The organism is Aestuariispira ectoiniformans (assembly GCF_025136295.1).
Classification (GTDB): Bacteria; Pseudomonadota; Alphaproteobacteria; order UBA8366; family Aestuariispiraceae; genus Aestuariispira_A; species Aestuariispira_A ectoiniformans.
The window spans coordinates 3192465-3209981 of the sequence record NZ_CP062788.1; the positions used below are offsets into that span (position 1 = coordinate 3192465).

The window sequence follows — 17517 nt, forward strand, 5'->3', positions numbered from 1 at the left end:
AAGTCAGCCAATGGCACAGGAACCCGCCAAAAATTCAATGCCGATCGCAGTCACCATGGGGGAACCGGCGGGTATTGGCGGCGAGCTTTCGCTTATGGCCTGGCAACGTAGCCAGTCGGAAGGGCTGCCGCCATTCTACGTGATTGACTGCCCCATCCGGCTGGCGAAACTGGCCGCTCAGGCCGGTTGGTCAATACCGATTGCTGAAATCAGCGAGCCTGAAGACTGTCTCGGGCAATTCCATAACGCCCTTCCGGTCCTTTCATTGCGTTTGGCGTTGGATGCCGAACCCGGTGTTCTCAAGGTTGAAAACGCTGCCGCGGTCATAAAGTCAATCGACCAGGCCGTGGGACAGGTCAAAGCCGGAAAGGCCGCCGCCCTTGTCACCAACCCGATCCACAAGTCGGTCCTGTATCAAGCCGGGTTCAAACATCCGGGGCATACGGAATATCTGGCGGAACTCGCAGGAGATAGTGCCCGTTCTGTGATGATGCTGGCCTGCGAACAACTGCGTGTTGTTCCGGTCACAGTCCATATCTCCCTCAAGGATGCCGCAACGACCTTGTCGGCCGATGAGATTATCGCATGCGGCCGTATCACTGCAGAGGCACTGGAACGCGACTTTGGCATTGATAGGCCACGCCTGGCTGTTGCGGGTTTGAACCCCCATGCTGGAGAAGACGGGAAGATGGGGCGTGAGGAAATTGATATCATTGCCCCGGCGGTGCAGGCCCTACGGCAAGGAGGGATCGATGTGGTTGGCCCCCTGTCTGCAGATACCATGTTCCACGCGGAGGCCCGTGCAACCTATGACGCCGCCCTGTGCATGTATCACGACCAGGCCCTTATCCCGCTGAAGACGCTGGATTTTCATGGGGGCGTGAATATCACTCTCGGTCTGCCCTTCATCCGCACCTCGCCGGACCATGGCACGGCTCTGCCGATTGCAGGCACCGGACAGGCCAATCCGAACAGCTTTATCAACGCCATTAAACAGGCCGCCCTCATGGCCGAGAACCGCCGGAATCAAAAACGTGTCTTATGAAAAACTGGATGCTCTCCCCCCTCTGCGGGAGGTCATCGCCAATCATGGCCTGGCGGCACAAAAACGTTTGGGTCAGAACTTTCTGCTGGACCTGAACCTGACGCGCAAGATCGCGCGCTGCGCCGGTGACCTGTCACAGGGAACCGTCTTTGAGGTTGGACCGGGCCCCGGAGGCCTCACGCGTGCGCTGCTATTGGAAGGCGCTGCATCAGTTATTGCCATTGAGAAGGACCCCCGTTGCCAGGCAGCCCTGGCAGAGATCAACGAGGCCTCGGAGGGACGTTTGCAGGTCATTGAGGCCGATGCCCTCACCATCGACATCGCCTCTATGGGTGACGCTCCGCGCCGGGTTGTAGCCAACCTGCCTTATAACGTGGCGACGCCGCTTCTGATCGGCTGGTTGAAACAGGCGGAGGCCGTTCAGTCCATGACCCTGATGTTCCAGAAGGAAGTGGCGGAACGGATTGTGGCCGCACCGGGAGAGAGCGGATACTCCCGCCTGTCGGTGCTGAGTAATTGGCGCTGTGATACCAGGTTTGAACTGGTGTTGCCGCCCCGCGCGTTCACGCCGCCGCCCAAGGTGGACTCGGCTGTGGTCACACTTATCCCTCTGGCGGAGCCCCGCTTTCCCTGTCGACTGGAGGACATGGAAACCGTTACGGCAGCCGCCTTCGGCCAACGCCGCAAGATGCTGCGCCGGTCGCTGAAGACCTTGGGCGTGGATACGGAGGCATTGCTCGAAAAAACCGGTATCGATCCAACAGCCCGCGCAGAAACCCTGACGGTTGAGCAATTTGCGGCACTGGCCAGAGAATACCGGGCACTGAAAGGGGCTTAATCAGCCCCTTCACGCAGGCGTTTCACGAAATCACTGAGCCCCACCTGACGGCGACGTTTCAAACGCTCGGACGTCAGAATGGAACGGACCAATTGGACGCTTTCGTTGATGTCGTGGTTCACGATCACCCAGTCATATTCGAAATAGTGGCTCATCTCGTCGGAGGCTTTGGCCATCCGTTTTGCCACAACCTCCGCCGAATCCTGCGCCCGACTGTAGAGACGGCGTTCCAGTTCCTGCGTCGACGGCGGAAGAATGAAAATCCGTACCAAGTCATCCGGCGCACTTTCCGCCAGTTGCTGCGTGCCTTGCCAGTCGATATCGAACAACACGTCATGGCCGTCAGAAAGCGCGTCCATCACCGGTTTCTTCGGTGTGCCGTAGTAGTTGTCGAAAACCTTGGCATGTTCCAGAAATTCCCCGCGGTTAATCATCAAATTGAAGTCGGTTTTGTCGACAAAATGATAATCCCGTCCGGCAACCTCGCCGGGGCGCTTCGGCCGCGTGGTCGCGGACACGGATAGCGTAATATTCGGGTCAGTCGCCAGAATCTCACGGGCGATCGTGGATTTCCCCGCGCCGGAGGGCGAGGACAGAACCAACATCAGGCCCCGGCGTTTGATATGAAATGGATCGTTGCTCGACACTGTCATAGGTCCGCTTGCTCAGTCTGAAATCTATAAGTAATAAATGGCTTGTTATTCGATATTGGCGACTTGTTCGCGCAATTGATCGATTGTCGTTTTCAGGGCCAACCCGATATTGGTCAGGTCAATGTCGGGCGATTTTGAACATAAGGTATTGGCCTCGCGGTTAAATTCCTGGCATAGGAAGTCAAGCTTCCGGCCAACGGCCCCTTCCGCCTTCAGAATGTCCCGCGCTGCGGCCACATGGGCCTGCAATCGGTCCAATTCCTCCCGAACATCCGCCTTGGTTACCAGTACCGCGACTTCCTGTGCCAGCCGATCTTCCGCCACTGGGGCGCTCCCGCCCAGCAAATCACTGATCTGCTGCTGCAAGCGTGCCTGAATGGCGGCGGGCTGTGCCGCAGCACATTTTTCCGCATCCCCAACCAGCCCTTCAATTTCTGTCAGGCGGTCTGCCAGTATCGCATCGATCCGTGCGCCTTCTTCCGAACGGGCAGTTGCCAGAGCGCCCAATGCCGTATTCAACGTCTCAAGGATTGCCTTGGCCCTATCGTCGTCACCGGCAGCATCCGCGCGGTCTTCCGCCTGTTCGATCACGCCGCGCACGGCCATCAGCCGGTCGATCTGGGGCGTCTCGCCCATTTCCTTGCAGATATCACTTAATTCCGTCAGGAAGTCCCGATTGACGCGCAGGCTCCCTTGCTCCGTGGTAGAACGGATATCGAGGTTCAAGGTCACAGAGCCTCGCTTGAAGCGTTTCTGCACCGCACCGCGAATTTGCGGGTCCAGACGTTCCCAGCCGGACGGCATCCGCAGGCGTATATCCAGGCCCTTGCCGTTCACACTGCGCAGTTCCCAGGCCCACGAAAACTTGTCATCATGGCCTTCCGCACGGGAAAATCCGGTCATACTGGCTATCGTCAACGGCTTTCCCCTTTGCATTCTGTTACACAGCGGTTAGGTAAGTCTTGTATAGCCAAGCTCCGTCCCGACAACAACCCGACTCAAAACAAAGCCTGTATGAAACTTACCAGCGCCCCCTCCCCCAAATCCATCCTGATCACCGGTGCATCAAGCGGAATAGGTGCGGCCCTGGCACTTGAATATGCGGCGCCGGGTATAACCTTGTTCCTGTCCGGGCGGAACAGTCAGCGCCTGCAGAAGATGGCAAAGGCCTGCGTCTCCAAAGGGGCTACGGTCGAAATAACGGCCCTCAACGTCGCCGATGATACCGCCATGCGACGTTGGATTTCCGGTTGCGACCGCCGATACCCTCTGGACCTTGTCATTGCCAATGCCGGTATTTCCGGCGGCCCCAAAGGTGCTTTGGGGGAAAGCGAAGAGGATGTCCGCCAAATCTTCGATATCAACCTTGCCGGGGTGCTCAATACCGTGCACCCGGCCATTGATCTGATGCGCCCGCGCAAAAACGGCCAGATTGCACTGGTCAGTTCGCTTGCCGGATACCGCGGCCTGCCCAGCGCACCGGCCTATTCCGCCTCCAAGGCCGCGGTCAAAGCCTATGGAGAGGCCCTTCGGGGGCAGCTACGGCGAAGCGGCATTGCCATCAGCGTCATTTGCCCCGGATTTGTGAAATCACGCATCACCGACAGCAATACTTTTCCAATGCCCTTCCTTATGGACACGCCCAAAGCGGCCCGGATCATAAGGAAACGCCTTCAGGCGCGCAGGGCAGTTATCGCCTTTCCATGGCCAATGCGCCTCATCCTCGGGACAATGCGCGCCCTGCCGAGCCGTCTGGCCCTTCCCCTGCTCAGCGGCCTTCCAAAGAAAGGCTCTAAGTCGGCTGGGGTTTGAACATATAGTCCCGCGTCAGCGGCACGGCATCCACCTGTTTGGACATCTGCATCTGGAAAACCATCATCCGGTCAAAGCGGAAGCTCACTTCGCTCGCGACCAGATAAAACTCCCACATACGGCAGAAACGCTCGTCATAGAGTTTCTTGGCATCATCCCAACGCTCCGTGAAACGCTCCCGCCATGCCTTGAGGGTATCCGCATAGTGAATGCGCAAAATCTCAATATCCGTGATCCAAAGGCGGGTCTTCTCCACAGCATCCGTCACTTCCGACAGTGCGGGAATATAACCGCCCGGGAAGATGTATTTATGGATGAAGGGACTGGTAATCCCCGGCGGGGACATACGCCCGATGGAATGCAGCAGGGCCACACCGTTTTCTTTCAACAAACCGCTGACACCCTGGAAGAATTCCGAAAAATGGGGCGCCCCCACATGTTCGAACATCCCCACGGATACAATGCGGTCAAATTGGCCTTCGAGATTGCGGTAGTCCATCAACTCGAACCGCACCTGGTTTGACAAACCCATCTGGTCGGCCCGCTCCCGTGCGATTTTTAGCTGTTCTTCCGACAGGGTAATGCCCAGAACTTCCACCTTGTTGTATTTGGCAAGATGCAGGGCCATGCCGCCCCAACCGCAGCCGATATCCAGGACCGACTGCCCCGGTTCCAGCAGAAGCTTATCTGCGATATGTTCCTTCTTCCGGAACTGCGCGTCTTCCAACGTGTCATCAGGCTTGGAGAAATAGGCACAGGAATATTGCCGGTCTTCATCCAGGAACAGTTCATAAAGCTCCCTGGACAAATCGTAGTGATGCGCGACGTTGCGCTGTGAAATCAAAGAATTGTTGAACTGATTGATCCGCCTCAGGAACTTCCCGATCACGCGGGCAAGCCCCGTTTCCGGCACGGCATCGCCATCCCGCAGCCGTGCATTAATGCCTAGTAATTCAAAAAAGGACCACAGATCGCCTTCCTCAAAAGTCAGGCTGCCATCCATATAGGCCTCCCCGAAAGCGGGGTCGGGATTAAGCGCGATCTTCCGTCGCAATTTCCTGTCATGTAAACAAATGGTGACCGGTTTCAGATGCCCCGTTTCCGGGCGGCCCTGATCACCGTAAACTTTCTCACGCCCCGGAGACTTAACCGTCAACTGGCCGTATTGAACCAAGGACTTGAGAATTCGATCTAAAAGCATATGCGCCCCCTTGTAAGCGATGCTTTGGACAAAACCCTATTCGTACAATTGTTCGTTATTTGTGGAAGTTTAAGACAAAGTTTTTCAGAAGGGAAGATGTCTTTTTAGAAGAAGTCTAAAAGTGGTATCAATGCACCACAATCAGCCACCATTTGCCTTTATTTTCCGCCAACGGGCAACATTTCGATTATGTTCCCGCAGGGTCTTGGCGAAAGCATGACCGCCCTGTCCATCGGCCACAAAATAGAGTGCATCCGTTTCTGCAGGCTGCAACACCGCAGCCAAAGCCGCGCGCCCCGGATTGGCAATCGGCCCCGGCGGCAAGCCACGGATGACATAAGTATTGTAGGGATTGTCGACTTTCCAGTCCTGACGGGTCAAAGGCCGCCCCAACTCCCCTTCTCCACCGGTCAATGCGAAGACAACCGTGGGGTCCGATTGCAGGCGCATTCCCTTGCGCAGACGGTTGATGAAGACACGAGCGATCATCGGGCGCTCGGACGCCAGGGCGGTTTCTTTCTCTACGATTGAGGCAAGCGTTACTGCCTCTTCCCAGCTTTTGAACGGCAGGTTTTCTTGCCGCGACGGCCACAGCTCCTGCCTGAGGGCAGCCATGGAATCCGTCATCCGCCGGACAAGGGCCTTGCGGTCGTCACCATAGGAGAAATGATAGGTTTCCGGCAGCAGACTGCCTTCCGCAGCAGGCGGGCCAAGCTCTCCACCGAGGGTATCTTCCCCCTGCAGCAACGCCCATACGGCAGGGCTCGTCAGACCTTCGGGGATGGTGATGCTGCGCACCACGGTCTCATTGCGAACCAGTTTGTCCAACGCACCTTCCGGGCTGATATGAGCGGCAAATTCATATTCACCCGCCTTGAGGGCGGTATGTTTCTCACTCAGGCGCGCGGCCAGAGAGAAAAGCCAGTCTTGCTCAATCACACCGGCATTTTGCAGGCTGTGCGCAATCTGGCGAAGTCCCTGCCCCGGTTTCACAAGAATACGCGTGTCTTCGGTCAGGGGGCCGGGACTGGTATAGACCTTATAGCCCCAAAAAACAGCGCCGCCAGCCGAAAGGCCGACGACGCTGATTAGAACAGCAGCAAGGATCAACAGCTTACGCATGATCACAACCTGCTATGGCTCTTAGGACGGTGCACCAAGGATGATGCTCGCGTTGGTGCCGCCAAAACCGAAGGAATTGGACAGCGCATAGTTGACCTTGCGTTCCTGTGCCTCATGGGCAACCAGGTTCAGGTCACAGCTTTCCGACGGATCGTCCAGGTTCAGGGTCGGCGGAAGTACGCCTTCCTGAATGGCCTTGATCGTGAAAATCGCCTCAACCGCACCAGCCGCACCCAGCAGATGACCGATTGCGGACTTGGTGGAGGACATGGCCAGTTTGTAGGCATGATCGCCGAACAGACGTTTTACCGCGCCCAGTTCGATCTCGTCACCCAACGGTGTGGAGGTGCCATGCGCGTTGACATAATCAATGTCTTCCGCATTCAGCTTCGCACTGCGCAGCGCCGCCTTCATGGCCCGGAAACCGCCGGAACCATCCGATGCCGGAGCGGTCAGGTGATAGGCGTCGCCGCTCATCCCATAACCCAGAACCTCAGCGTAGATTTTTGCGCCACGCTTCTTGGCATGTTCATAATCTTCCAGAACGACAACACCGGCGCCCTCGCCCATGACAAAACCGTCACGGCCCTTGTCCCAGGGACGGGATGCCTTTTCAGGCGTGTCGTTATAGCCGGTGCTGAGCGCACGGGCAGCAGCAAAACCTGCCAGACCGATACGGCAGACAGCCGCTTCGGCGCCACCAGCCACCATGACGTCGGCATCGCCCAGCATGATCATACGGGCCGCATCGCCAATGGCATGGGTCCCCGTTGCACAGGCGGTAACAACCGCATGGTTCGGTCCACGGAAGCCATATTTGATGGACAGGAAGCCACTGGCGAGGTTGATCAGGTTTGCCGGAATGAAGAACGGGCTCAACCGCCGAGGACCACGTTCCTGCAAAGTGATCGTGCCTTCGGAAATGCCCGGAAGACCGCCGATACCGGAACCGATCATCACACCGGTGCGGTCCTGGTCTTCTTCCTCTTCTGGCTTCCAACCGGAATCTTCCACCGCTTGTATCCCCGCCGCCATGGCGTAGGTGATGAAAGTATCCATCTTCTTCTGTTCTTTCCTGTCGACCCACTGGTCGACGTCGAAAGTACCGTTGGAGCCATCGCCGCGCGGCACAATGCCAGCGATGCGCGCCGGAAGATCCGACACATCAATATGTGTGATATTCGTAATACCGGACTCAGCCTTGATCAGCCGATCCCAGACATGATCGATGCCGTTCCCCAAGGGGGAGACGGACCCGATACCTGTAACTACAACGCGCCTCATGCCTCTATTTTACAGCCTTGTCCGTTTTTATAAAAGCAAAGCATCAAAAGCATATGGCGCGCGATTCACAAACCGCGCGCCTATCAAGGTGAACCCTAGGGTTAGGATTAGCCCTGATTCGCTTCGATGAAGTCGATTGCGTCTTTGACGGTCTGAATTTTTTCAGCAGCATCGTCCGGGATTTCGCAACCAAACTCTTCTTCGAACGCCATGACCAGTTCGACGGTGTCGAGGCTGTCGGCGCCCAGGTCGTCGATGAAGCTGGCAGATTCGGTTACTTTACCTTCGTCTACGCCCAGATGATCAACAACGATCTTCTTCACGCGATCTGCAACGTCGCTCATGTTTCCTCAGTCCTTATATCTTTAGGGTTACACCCAATGTTTAAAATTCTTGCTCCGAAACCTACGCTTTTCAGCGCCCACACGCCGGAGGCGTGGTTTCCTAGCATACCTGACCCAACCTGACCAGATACTAACTTATACCAGATCATAGGCCAAAAAGCCGGGGCGTTCCTTACGCCAAATGGCTGTTTTGGTCAATCTCCGGGCACAATTTAATAGGAAGCTCCAGCTCTTCCTATCAAATCATCGCCATGCCGCCGTTGACGTGCAACGTCTGTCCGGTGACATAACCGGCCTCGTCAGAAGCCAGATAGACAACGCCCGTGGCGATATCCTCGACCGAGCCCATCCGGCCGGCCGGAATGGCGGCTTTCAGCTTTTCATGCTGATCGTCGCCCAAGGCATCCGTCATGGCCGTGGCGATGAAGCCAGGCGCCAGACAGTTTACAGTGATTCCCCGGCTTGCAACCTCCTGAGCCAAAGATTTGCTCATCCCGATGAGGCCCGCCTTGGATGCAGCATAGTTCACCTGGCCCGGATTACCGGTCACGCCAACGATGGAAGTGATGCCGATGATACGGCCCCAACGGCGTTTCATCATGCCGCGCAGCACAGCCTGGGACAGTTTGAAAGCGGCCTTCAGGTTGACTTCCAGAACCGCGTCCCAGTCTTCATCCTTCAGACGCATTGCCAGGTTATCGCGGGTCAGACCGGCGTTATTGACCAGAATATCAACCTGGCCCATGGCCTCTTCCGCAGCCTTCGGCAGATTGGCGACCGATTCCGGATCCGACAGGTTTGCCGGCACCACATGCGCGCGTTCGCCAAGTTCCGCCGCCAGTTTTTCCAACGGCTCAACGCGGGTACCAGACAGCGCAACGGTCGCGCCCTGGGCATGCAGGGCCTTTGCAATGGCGCCACCGATGCCACCGGATGCGCCCGTGACCAATGCGCATTTACCAGTCAGGTCAAACATAATTCTCTCCCTTATGGGTTCGCTTCGGGATTAATTTTTAAAGGCTGGACAGGAAAGCTTCTACATCCGCCGGGGTATTGACGGCAACGCCGGTCATATCCCGCGAAATACGGCGGACCAGGCCGGTCAGCACCTTGCCGGAACCGACTTCCACCAATGTGTCCACATCCTGGGACTTCATATAAAGAACACTCTCGCGCCAACGCACGCGACCGCAGACCTGCTCCACCAGAAGCTCGCGGATGCGGGTCGGGTCAACCACCTTTTCGGCAACCACATTGGCGACCAGCGGAACCGACGGTGCGTTGATGGTCGCGTTGGCCAGCGCCTCTTCCATAGCCTCCGCAGCGGGCTGCATCAGGGCACAATGGAAAGGTGCGGATACCGGCAGCAAAACCGCGCGTTTCGCGCCTTTGCCTTTGGCAATCTCAACAGCACGCTCGATCGCAGCCTTGGCACCGGACAGGACAACCTGACCATCAGCGTTGTCATTGGCAGCCGCGCAGACTTCTCCCTGTGCGGCTTCCTCGGCAACGGCTTCGGCGTCTTCAAGGCTCAACCCCAGAACAGCGGCCATGGCGCCCTCACCCACCGGAACCGCCTTCTGCATGGACCGGCCACGCAGTTTCAGCAGACGGGCGGCATCACAGATCGACAACGCCTTGGCCGCCGCCAAAGCGGAATACTCACCCAGTGAATGACCGGCCACGAGGCTTGCCATATCGGACAATGACTTGCCGCTCTCGCTTTCCAGGACACGCATGGCCGCCAGACTGACCGCCATCAGGGCGGGCTGTGCATTTTCAGTCAGCGTGAGGTCACCTTCCGGACCTTCAGCCATCAGTTTCGACAGGTTCTGTTTCAGCGCCTCATCGACTTCTTCAAAGACTTCACGGGCGACCGGAAAAGCCTCGGCCAATTCCTGTCCCATGCCAACAGCCTGGGATCCCTGGCCGGGAAACACGAATGCGCGCGCCATGATATTACCCCTTAAGATTTCTATTCCTTATTCCGGCCCCTCGACAGTTTGGCCGGTTATGAGGCAAGAGATAGCGGCTCACTTCCTCAAGTCAAGAACGGAGCTTTCATCTCTTAATATCGAACCCTTTCCGGCTCAGCCGGATCGCCCATTATCGCCCCTTCACAACCGTTGTGAAGTTGAGAACGGAAACCCCATATCTTTCAAGGTTTTGCAGTTCCTTTTTGGATTGCTGTCTCGCCCCGGAAACAAGGGCCGTGATCTCATCGGACGCTTTTTTGTAGGCTGCGGCCCGAATGCGATAGTCCAATTGATCCTGCCGGAAACGCGGCAGGCGTATGTCGAGACGGATCGATTCGCCGGGGGCAACAACCTGTTGAATGCTTTTCCCGCGCTCATCTCGCCCGCGAAAACGCGTGTAATCCATTTCCGGCTCGACAGCCAGCCAGAGATAACGCGTGTCTCCCGCTTTATTCTGAAGCTCGAAATAAATCCGGCAGGGGATGTTTCCGGTAACGGTCAGGTCACCATCCTGGGCCGCCTGCCCAAGCGGTTCTACCTTTGTATTTGTATCGCGGAATCGAAGTCCCGCACATTTTCCGCCATCCGCCGGGAACTCTCCCACCACGCTCAGCGCCAGATTATCAGGCAGGTCTTCACCGGCGAAACGATAGTCCCGATAGATTTTCGCAAGGGCGGGCCATTGTGCATTCGACAGGGCATGATCGAGGCTGACCAGACGGCCATCATCGCGCAGGGTTTCCCATTCCTGGGGACCGTCCTGCCAAAGCATGAATCCGCCGGCTGCCAGACCGGCCAGCACGACAAGCGCAGAACCGCCCAGAAAACGGGCGAAAAAGCGACGCGACTTGGCCGTTTCTTGCGTGTTATCCGGACGACCTGCCTTTTTCTTCGGTATTTCTTTCGGTGGCTCCGCAGGTGCCAGAATTTCCGCCTGAGGTACGGACGTCCGAACGGTTTTTTCCGTCCCCTGCAGGAGAGCAATGGCGTCATCAATAGATGAGACCTTACTGACCGCCCTATCGTCCTGTGGGCCGTCATCACCTTCTGGCAAGAGAATCGTCAGAGCCTGCCCAGCGGCCAATGCTTCATCAATGATCGACTGTGCGGAAGCCAGCTTTTCGGGAATATGGCCCACCGCCTCAACGCTCAAATCCCGCGCATTGACCTGCCCGGTTGCGAGGATAATCCCGTCTGCATCTTCATTCTGTTGGGCAAGCCGTCCTTCGCCTTCCAGCCAATGGGCCAGATAAACCCCCAATTGCCAGCTATTGCCATTGGTAATCGGACGAGACACATCCAGGCGGTAAACCCGGTTTCCGGTCAGACGTTCAATTACACCGGTAGGTTTTCGGACGAAGGCGTCATAGCCTTTTGAGATCGGCAGGGACTGGGTGGTGCCATTCAGGCAAACAACAGACCGGATATCCGGGTCTTCTTCCACCAGGCTTTGAATTTCCGACGGCCCATCGGTCGTCGCGATAAAGACACGCAGACGGTTCACAGCAGGTAAAGCTCCGTCTTCACGTCACGCAACGCCTGTACAATGGCGGAATCGGACGCTTCCAACATCTGGGCCGTGCCGCCATCAATTTCCGGCAACGGCAGTTTCAGGTAACTACCGTCCTCTCCTTTCACCATAAGGGCCACCGGCAGGTCTTCCACATGATCATCCAGCATCAGGATGACATAGACCTGATCGGCATCGGCGCGGGATTCCTTCAGCTTTATTCTAAAGCCATCACCTTCCCGTTCATTGACCGTGCCGGAACTGGCGGCGGCCACCCGTGGAAACTGATAGACCACATTCTTGCTGAGCAACCGCTCCAGTGCATCCTGCAGTTTCGGGTCCCGTGCCAGCGCACGGCGCTGATCGTGATCCAGATCCGCCAAAGGGTCGGTCGCATAGCGATAGATATCGGCAAAAGTCAGGGCAACATCGCGCCCGTCGTCCTGCATGGCTCGCGTCAGACCATCATAATGACTGAGCATTTCAAAGGCCTTTTCGGCCGCCTCCCGTCCTGCGGGGCTCAGGTCTTTCCAGTTTGGATCGCTACCGGACATCGTCATACCGGTTCTCCATAAATCGTCATGAACTGTTTTGAGAAGACCGGGCGATCCGCCTCGAAAGCGGCTTCCAGATCGCCATGACTGTTCAGCATCTCAAGCAATTGTACCACCCGGTCGTTTATCGGCGTCAGGCAATCAGGCGCCAGGTCGAATGCCTCGGCAATCTCCGACTGGTCGAGTCCCTCTTCCTGAAACCCTTGCCGGGATATGCTATGAAAGGCCTTGCGAGCTTTTCCCATGGTCGCGAAATCAACCACGCCGTCTTCCTCCGCCTCGGCCCGGCGTAAAACATAAACACAGGCCAACAAAAGCTTTGTCAGATACGTCTGGACCTTCATCACAGCCGCAACCCGGTCCTGATAGGTCTCAGGGGCCGCCTCCTCGATCAGCGCCAGCAGTTTATCCGCCAGCACCTTGTTGCGCAGGGCCTGGGACAGACGCGCCTGTCCACGTCCGAAAACCTCGCTGCGCAGGTAAGACAGGGTCCAGCGGGCAATCTCAGTATAGCGCGGCAGGACATAGGCCAGAAGCTCCGTCTCGCGCTTGTTCAGGAATTTAACTGCATCCATCGGCGGTTCCGCCAGCCGTTCCAACAGGCTCGTCTCTTCGTTCAACACCAGATCGGCCAGTTGTTGCACGCTGTCAGGGTCGATCTCACCTGCCTCGCGGTCACTGCCGATCACACCGGTATAACCTGCCTTGCTGGACTGCATTCCCAGGTCGACCGCCTGTACAAAGCGGATGAAGGCATCAAAAGCGGTCGGGAAACCGGTAAAATTGCCGCCCTCCTCCCCGTCGAGGCCCGACATCTCCAGCCAGAATTCCAGGATGCAGGTATCGTCGATGTCACCGGCAGTGAAGCCCGGGCCGAAACGCGCCTCAAGATAGCCACCAACCTGGCGAAACTTCTTCTGTTCCTGCACGCTGGGCAGGTGATCATCCAGGAAATGATAAACCTGTTTGGCCAGTTCCTTGGCCGTGGCGGAAACATCTTTGTCCGTTGCATCCTTTGTCGTGATCCCGGCAAAGGCCTCGTCGCAGCGCTCATAGCCAAGTGCCGAGACCAGAAAATCCATCAACACGGTCAGGAAGGGCATGCGCCCGTATTTCACCGCAAATGAACCACCTGGATAAGTTAGTTCAACGGCATCGCCGCTGATCGACAGCCCCTCCGGGGCAGCGGCTTCATAAAGGCCCAGGGTGTCGCGGAAATTGCCGGGAGTTGCGGGGATCACCGCCCAGAACAAGTTCTCATAACGTCGCCGCCGGTCCAACAGGCCCGCGGCACGGACGAAATGACAAAGTTCCAACAGGGGTTTGGCGTAGATACGGCAGGCGACCACTTTCGCCAGTTCACGACAGTCGCGGTCGCGGAATCTCGGCTGGCCGTCGAAATCCTGATCAGCGATCGACCGGAAAATTTCCTTCAGGCCCGAGCTGATTCCGGCCTCGATAATAAAGCGGTCCATAGACATATCCGGCACTAATTCCCCACTTGCCCCAAGACGAACCGGCCGGGTTACCAAGCAGACAAACAAAAAGGTTAACGGCCGATGGGCGGCATGTTGCCACAACGCCCCCGACCGCAAAACCCTTTAACACCGCATGCTTATGCTTTTCCGCCTTGCCTGTTATCGCCTTACATAAAGCGGTCCGCCCCGCCCGTTACCGGGTTCAAACGGCGATTGCTGCGCCTCAGGCTGTTGCGGAACCGTTCCCGCAGGCCTGGCCGGGCAAAGGGCTGGTAGACATCCGCCTGCCCGGCCCTGTCGTTATCCGCGACATTATAATCGTCCGCTGTGGCCTTGCCTGCCAGAATACGGTCGGCGGCATCCAGATATTCCCGCCAGTTCCGGTCTGCATGGGGTTCTTCCAGCAACCAGTAGGCATCCGGATTGTCATAGACCGACAAGGCCGGTCCACGGCTTTCGGATTCGACCACTTTCAGGTCAGGCTTTGCATCGGCCAAAGCAAGAACCACCCGGGAACGTTCGAACTGCCGCCAGTGCCCCATAACCTTGGCAACATATTTGCGGGTATAACTGTGCGGGATTGCCCGGGCGCCCTTGCCCCCCTTCAGCGTTCCGCCATTGTAATGGGAGAGCGCAAGTTCCCACCGGCGACCATACTGGTGATACAGACGGTCGAGATACTCCACACCGAGGCGGATATTCACCCGTGGGTCCCACAGGCGGTCCGCCCGCACCCGGAATTCCCCCCAGGCGGTTGCAGGCATGATCTGCATCACGCCACGCGCACCAGCCCCGCTTTCCGCCCCGGCCCTGAAATTGGATTCAACCCGCGCCACCGCCAGCGCCAGTGCCGCCGGAACGGTGCCATTTGCATTGGCCTCCTGAATGACCATGCGCTGAATGGCCTCGCGGCTATAGCCCCGGTCGGCACGGGCCGCCTGTGCGTCCCCCGCCATGGAAAGCAACGCTGCCATCGTCACGGAGAAAACCGCGACACAGGTAAACAAGACAAAGAAAAGCCGTGCGAGGAAGCGGTCGGATTGTATTTGAGGCAAGGTCATTTTGCGTCCTCCTTATGCTGGGAATTGGGGGAAAGCATCACCTGAGGGGCCTGTTCCAGAGCCTTCATCCAGCGTTGATCAAGGGTCGAAACCACCAGATCCTTCCGGTTGAAGCGTCCGCGTATATCAATGGCTTGAGAGAGAGGTAGATTCGGGGGAACGGCCAGGATCACCCGGCCTTCTGGCGCAAGGCCCGCAATATCCACCGGTTTCATATCGGGGGAAAAGAAACTGTCCTTATAATAGATGACGACCTGGTCATCAGCGCCAAGCTCGGTCGTTGCCTCACTCGGAGCTGTGGCTGCATTTGCCATCAGGTCCGCCGCGACAACGGATTTTGCCTTCTCCGCGCTTTCCGGTTGTCCCGCCCCCATGGACACCATGGTCAGAACCATGATTGCGAAAAAGCCCATGGCAAGCGCCAGGGCAATTTCCGTCATTGCACTTTCTGCTGTTGCGCTTTGGGACACATGCTCCATTGCCATCACCTCTGCTTGAATGCCCGGATATACGGGCGTGATCGGTGACGGTTATGAAAACAGGAGACGGGCTTTTCCCGGTTGCGATGGAAGTTCCTGGCTGTGTGCCCCGTAACTATTGAAAGACAAAGAAAAAAACTGTTGAATAGCGATGGCAGTGCAAGCGTGGCAAGGGGGGAGTCATCCGCTGCAAATCTCCTTGAGCCCAAAAAATGCCCTAGCCTTTTCATTTGGGCCAACAGCAACGCAAACAGCGACGAAATGGAGATACCGGCGATGAAACGGATGATGCAGAACATGAAGCGGGGAATGCTGATGGCCGCCACCTTGGGTGTGGCTGCAATGGCTCTTGGCGCAGCGCCCCAGACGGCCCTCGCCCAAAAGCACAGCAGCAAAATCCCCGTGATTGTCATGGGCGAGGATTCCGACCCGGCCTCCGTCAAACGGTCCAGCGATATCTATAAACGGGTATTGGCCGCCCTGAAGGGCAGCATGCAACGCTATGATTTCCGTATGGTCGACGAGGAGTTCATGGCGGCTGACCTGGGCTGGAAAATCACCGACCGCCGCCCCAAAGTGGAACTGATCGAGGCGGCGAAACTTGCCAATAACGCCGGTCAGGGCAACCTGCGCAGCCGCGCCATGGTCCTTTTCCGTATTCATGCCACATCCAAAGACCTGAGCTTCGCCAATAAGGTTACGACCCGGGTTGACGGCGAAATCTATGACATCGCGAGCAACACCTTCCTGGATACGTTCGAGATCGCACCAGCGGCCTATTCCGCCCCGGCGAACTGCAACTCCGTCTGCATCAGCGAAGTGGTCGGCGGCAAGGCCCGTGACATCGCCCGCAACCTGGGTGACGTGCTGGCAAAAAAGCTTTCCTATCTGAATGAAGACCAGGCCGGTGGCGGTACTACCGCGGTCGGCAGCAACAACAGCGGCAACGGCGTTCCCTCCTATGCGGAAAGCCAGATGCTGGTGCCTTATACGGTGGAACTGGACTATTTCGACACCCGCGAGGCGCTGGCCATCATCGGCGTCATGGCCGACGAATTCCCCGGCTACAGCTCTCACGAATTGTTGGAAAAGGGTTCCGTCGTCCGCAAATATGAATATGTCACCAACGCCAAGGTAACCAAACTGGAAGAGTGGTTGAACATTTTGCTGATCGACATGGGCTTTGACGTGGACAAACAGATCAACATCGACGTCCAGCCGGGCAAGATCACGATCGAGAAAATCGTCCCCACCCCTAACCGCCCGCGCTCCGACGACGAGAATTCACGCTTCAACTGATAGGCAACAACAATCAGGGCAAGCCCCACCCGGACACGGGTGGGGTTTTCTTATCCGATGTCAGTCCAGAAGAATTTTCCAAAGCCTCTAGACATTCACAAATTCCCGTCCCATATACTTGAACGAACGTTCCAAAAAGTAACGGGAGGGGCAAAGTGTCCTTGAAATTGTTTGATTTGGCCGGTGCGGAAGACGACCGCCGTTTCAGTCCCTACTGCTGGATCGCCCGACTGGCGATCGCCCACAAAGGCTTGCCCGTAGAGACGGTCCCTTGGCGGTTTACGGAAAAAGACGCCATCTCCGATAGCGGCCAGGGCGCTGTACCGGTCCTGCAGGACGGTGACAAAACAATCCATGATTCATGGGCCATTGCAGAATATCTGGAAGAGGCCTATCCAGACCAGCCATCTCTCTTTGGCTGCGAAATGAGCAAGGGGCAGGCCCGCTTTTTCCAGACCTGGGTGGAACAGACACTGCGGTCAAAACTGGTCCCGATCATCATTCTGGATCTTGCCGAAAACCTGCATGAAAAGGACAGGGCCTATTTCATCGAGACCCGGACCAAGCGCTTTGGCATGTCACTGGAAGAATTCGCCAATAGCAGCCCAGAGCAGGTCCAGGCCTTCCAGGACAGTCTGGGCCCCGTGCGTCAGGTTCTGACCCAACAGGATTATATCTGCGGCGCCAATCCCGGTTACGCGGATTACATTTTACTCGCAATCTTCCAATGGGCGCGCTGTAGCTGCCCGGTGGCCCTGTTGACCGAAGAAGATCCGGTCTTCGCCTGGCGCGACCGCATGCTCAACCTGTTCGACGGGCTGGCAGGCAAGGCCAAGGGTTATCCCGTCATCTGATTTCATC

The 17517-nt window shown here is 57.1% G+C and carries 18 protein-coding genes; 5 read left to right on the forward strand and 13 right to left on the reverse strand.

Features of this window, described 5'->3' with window-relative positions; genetic code table 11:
• Nucleotides 1–10 precede the first annotated feature (10 nt).
• Together pdxA and rsmA are read left to right on the forward strand one after the other, a co-directional pair.
• Nucleotides 11–1045 (forward strand): 4-hydroxythreonine-4-phosphate dehydrogenase PdxA, encoded by a 1035-nt coding sequence (gene pdxA / locus IF205_RS14945; RefSeq protein WP_259780152.1) that lies wholly within the window; start codon nucleotides 11–13, stop codon nucleotides 1043–1045.
• Nucleotides 1035–1883: a 16S rRNA (adenine(1518)-N(6)/adenine(1519)-N(6))-dimethyltransferase RsmA gene (rsmA, locus tag IF205_RS14950; protein ID WP_259780153.1), complete on the forward strand. Its 849-nt coding sequence runs from the start codon at nucleotides 1035–1037 to the stop codon at nucleotides 1881–1883. Before pdxA ends, rsmA begins: the two co-directional genes overlap by 11 nt.
• Here rsmA and gmk read toward each other — a convergent pair.
• A complete protein-coding gene (gene gmk / locus IF205_RS14955; protein ID WP_259780154.1) occupies nucleotides 1880–2536 on the reverse strand; it encodes a guanylate kinase in 657 nt (218 codons plus the stop codon). The two genes, rsmA and gmk, sit on opposite strands and share 4 nt — an antisense overlap.
• 45 nt (nucleotides 2537–2581) lie before the next feature.
• On the reverse strand, nucleotides 2582–3439 hold the full coding sequence (locus tag IF205_RS14960; RefSeq protein WP_259780155.1) for a YicC/YloC family endoribonuclease: 858 nt from the start codon (nucleotides 3437–3439) through the stop codon (nucleotides 2582–2584).
• A 111-nt stretch (nucleotides 3440–3550) separates the two neighbouring features.
• Here IF205_RS14960 and IF205_RS14965 point away from each other — a divergent pair, with 111 nt between their 5' ends.
• The gene (locus tag IF205_RS14965; protein ID WP_259780156.1) at nucleotides 3551–4348 is read left to right on the forward strand and encodes an SDR family NAD(P)-dependent oxidoreductase; all 798 of its coding nucleotides are present in this window, start codon (nucleotides 3551–3553) and stop codon (nucleotides 4346–4348) included.
• Here IF205_RS14965 and IF205_RS14970 read toward each other — a convergent pair.
• From IF205_RS14970 to IF205_RS15020, 11 genes are all read right to left on the reverse strand, one after another.
• Nucleotides 4329–5549, reverse strand: coding sequence for an SAM-dependent methyltransferase (locus IF205_RS14970; protein ID WP_259780157.1), 1221 nt, complete (start codon nucleotides 5547–5549; stop codon nucleotides 4329–4331). The two genes, IF205_RS14965 and IF205_RS14970, sit on opposite strands and share 20 nt — an antisense overlap.
• Nucleotides 5550–5690: 141 nt before the next feature.
• Nucleotides 5691–6671, reverse strand: coding sequence for an endolytic transglycosylase MltG (gene mltG, locus IF205_RS14975; RefSeq protein ID WP_259780158.1), 981 nt, complete (start codon nucleotides 6669–6671; stop codon nucleotides 5691–5693).
• A 21-nt stretch (nucleotides 6672–6692) separates the two neighbouring features.
• Nucleotides 6693–7955: a beta-ketoacyl-ACP synthase II gene (gene fabF, locus IF205_RS14980; RefSeq protein WP_259780159.1), complete on the reverse strand. Its 1263-nt coding sequence runs from the start codon at nucleotides 7953–7955 to the stop codon at nucleotides 6693–6695.
• A gap of 107 nt (nucleotides 7956–8062) precedes the next feature.
• The gene (locus IF205_RS14985; protein ID WP_259780160.1) at nucleotides 8063–8299 is read right to left on the reverse strand and encodes an acyl carrier protein; all 237 of its coding nucleotides are present in this window, start codon (nucleotides 8297–8299) and stop codon (nucleotides 8063–8065) included.
• 238 nt (nucleotides 8300–8537) lie between these two features.
• Nucleotides 8538–9275: a 3-oxoacyl-[acyl-carrier-protein] reductase gene (fabG, locus tag IF205_RS14990; protein WP_259780161.1), complete on the reverse strand. Its 738-nt coding sequence runs from the start codon at nucleotides 9273–9275 to the stop codon at nucleotides 8538–8540.
• A 37-nt stretch (nucleotides 9276–9312) separates the two neighbouring features.
• Nucleotides 9313–10254 (reverse strand): ACP S-malonyltransferase, encoded by a 942-nt coding sequence (fabD, locus tag IF205_RS14995; RefSeq protein WP_259780162.1) that lies wholly within the window; start codon nucleotides 10252–10254, stop codon nucleotides 9313–9315.
• A 151-nt stretch (nucleotides 10255–10405) separates the two neighbouring features.
• On the reverse strand, nucleotides 10406–11779 hold the full coding sequence (locus tag IF205_RS15000) for a hypothetical protein (RefSeq protein ID WP_259780163.1): 1374 nt from the start codon (nucleotides 11777–11779) through the stop codon (nucleotides 10406–10408).
• Nucleotides 11776–12345: a hypothetical protein gene (locus tag IF205_RS15005; RefSeq protein WP_259780164.1), complete on the reverse strand. Its 570-nt coding sequence runs from the start codon at nucleotides 12343–12345 to the stop codon at nucleotides 11776–11778. Before IF205_RS15005 ends, IF205_RS15000 begins: the two co-directional genes overlap by 4 nt.
• Nucleotides 12342–13814, reverse strand: a complete 1473-nt coding sequence (locus IF205_RS15010; protein WP_259780165.1) for a hypothetical protein — start codon at nucleotides 13812–13814, stop codon at nucleotides 12342–12344. Before IF205_RS15010 ends, IF205_RS15005 begins: the two co-directional genes overlap by 4 nt.
• A gap of 170 nt (nucleotides 13815–13984) precedes the next feature.
• Complete coding sequence (locus tag IF205_RS15015) at nucleotides 13985–14878, reverse strand: lytic transglycosylase domain-containing protein (RefSeq protein WP_259780166.1); 894 nt, start codon at nucleotides 14876–14878, stop codon at nucleotides 13985–13987.
• Nucleotides 14875–15318: a hypothetical protein gene (locus tag IF205_RS15020; RefSeq protein WP_259780167.1), complete on the reverse strand. Its 444-nt coding sequence runs from the start codon at nucleotides 15316–15318 to the stop codon at nucleotides 14875–14877. Before IF205_RS15020 ends, IF205_RS15015 begins: the two co-directional genes overlap by 4 nt.
• A 315-nt stretch (nucleotides 15319–15633) precedes the next feature.
• Here IF205_RS15020 and IF205_RS15025 point away from each other — a divergent pair, with 315 nt between their 5' ends.
• Both IF205_RS15025 and IF205_RS15030 read left to right on the forward strand, forming a co-directional pair.
• Entirely contained in the window at nucleotides 15634–16656 is a 1023-nt protein-coding gene (locus tag IF205_RS15025) for a hypothetical protein (RefSeq protein WP_259780168.1), read from the forward strand.
• Between the two features lie 155 nt (nucleotides 16657–16811).
• Entirely contained in the window at nucleotides 16812–17510 is a 699-nt protein-coding gene (locus tag IF205_RS15030; RefSeq protein WP_259780169.1) for a glutathione S-transferase family protein, read from the forward strand.
• Nucleotides 17511–17517: the final 7 nt, after the last annotated feature.